General features: G+C 76.7%; 3 protein-coding genes. All 3 read left to right on the top strand.

Annotated elements, in window-relative coordinates; genetic code table 11:
- A partial coding sequence (locus tag ND748_RS31460; protein WP_251749930.1) for a PadR family transcriptional regulator occupies window positions 1–711 on the top strand: 711 nt, incomplete at its 5' end.
- A 200-nt stretch (window positions 712–911) separates the two neighbouring features.
- On the top strand, window positions 912–1,268 hold the full coding sequence (locus ND748_RS31455) for a holo-ACP synthase (protein ID WP_251749929.1): 357 nt from the start codon (window positions 912–914) through the stop codon (window positions 1,266–1,268).
- A gap of 160 nt (window positions 1,269–1,428) precedes the next feature.
- On the top strand, window positions 1,429–1,700 hold a 272-nt coding region (locus tag ND748_RS31450), incomplete at its 3' end, for an NAD(P)H-hydrate epimerase (protein ID WP_285902974.1).

The following is a 1,700-nucleotide window of genomic DNA, read 5'->3' as shown; positions in this document are numbered from 1 at the left end:
GGCGAGTGCCGGCCGCGCGGGCGCCGTGGCGGTCCGGGGTGGCCGCCATTCGGCGGCTTCCCCGGTCCCGGTCCGGGGTTCGGTCCCGGGTTCGGCCCGGGCTTCGGCGGGCCGGGCGGCTTCGGCCGCGGGCCGCGGGTGGGTCGCGGCGATGTCCGTGAGGCGTTGCTGGCCCTGCTCGCCGAGCAGCCCATGCACGGCTACCAGATGATCCGCGAGCTGGCCGAGCGCAGCGGCGGCACCTGGCGGCCGAGCCCCGGCTCGGTGTACCCGGTGCTGTCCCTGCTCGCCGACGAGGGGCTCGTGCAGGCGGAGGAGGCGGAGGGCAAGCGGGTCTTCCACCTCACCGACATCGGGCGGGCCCATGTCGAGTCCCGGGTGGGACAGCGCAAGCCGTGGGAGACCGCCGCGGCCAGCGCCGACGACGAGCTGTCCAGCCTGCGCTCCCTGGCCTTCGCGGTAGGTGCCGCGGTGGTCCAGGTCGCCCAGGCCGGGGACGACGCGCAGATCGCCGCCGCCCGGGCCCTGCTCACCGAGACCCGCCGCAGCCTCTACCGCATCCTTGCCGGCGATGAGGGCGAGCCGGCGACCGCGGAGGGGGCCGACAGCGCCGACACCGCGCAGCAGGCCGAAACCGGGAGGGGCGCCGGCGGCAAGGACGGCGACGGGACGGCCGATGGCTCCGCGCCGGGCTGGAATGCGAAGTCCTGAGCCCGGGCGGGTTGCGCCGGGCCGGCGGGTCCGGACCCGCCGGCATGCCACCCCTTCGGACGGGGCTGGGCCCTGATCCGAGGGGGTGGGCCGCGGCGCGATCGGCGCGTCGCGACGAAGTGGGTGCAGGGCCGCTGCGCGCCGTCGTCGGCCGCTGTGGGCCGTCGTGCGCCGTCGCGCCGGTATGGGACGCTTGCCCGATGGCGGTGGTCGGTGTCGGCGTCGACGTGGTGGACGTCGACCGTTTCGCCGCGACGCTGTCCCGGACGCCGGGGATCGCGATGCGCCTGTTCACCCCGGCGGAGCGCGGCCTGGCCCGACCGGAGCGGTTGGCGGCCCGGTTCGCGGCGAAGGAGGCCGTGGCGAAGGTGCTCGGGGCGCCGCCCGGGTTGGAGTGGCACGACGCCGAGGTCGTCCTGGGAGCGGGTGGGCGGCCGTCGCTGCGGATTCGCGGCACCGTGGCTGCCGCGGCGGCGCGGCTCGACATCGCCTCCTGGCACCTGTCCCTCACCCACGACGGCGGGGTAGCCGTCGCGATGGTCCTCGCAGAGAGCTGAGCTCATCGTCGAGAGCTGATCGCCGGCCACCTGCCCGAACGCCGCCGGTCCGGCGACCCCAGTGACCCCAGTGACCCCAGTGACCCCAGTGACCGCGGCCATCTCGGCCATCCCGGGGCTCCTGCGGCATCGGCCGCCCGGCGCGGGGCAGCATGGCGGCATGCGGAACGCGCACACGGTCAGCCAGATCCGGGACGCCGAGGCAGGGCTGCTCGCCTGCCTGCCGCCCGGTGCCCTCATGCAACGCGCGGTGTACGGCCTGGTCGCCCATGTCGCCCGCCGCCTCGATCACGTCCATGGCGCCCGGATCGTCGTGCTCGCCGGGGCCGGTGACAACGGCGGTGACGCCCTGTGGGCAGGCGCACGCCTGGCCGCGCGAGGCGCCCGGGTCGACGCGATCGCACCCGGCCGCACCCACCCGGAGGGCAGCGC

This window comes from Frankia sp. AiPs1 (assembly GCF_023716945.1).
Lineage (GTDB): Bacteria > Actinomycetota > Actinomycetes > Frankiales > Frankiaceae > Frankia.
Note: the sequence above shows the minus strand (reverse complement) of the source record. Positions and strands in the feature narration are given on the sequence as shown.

Excerpts from the sequence above, each read along its gene's own strand:
- ND748_RS31455 (WP_251749929.1), top strand. The coding sequence starts at position 912 with ATGGCGGTGGTCGGTGTCGGCGTCGACGTGGTGGACGTCGACCGTTTC.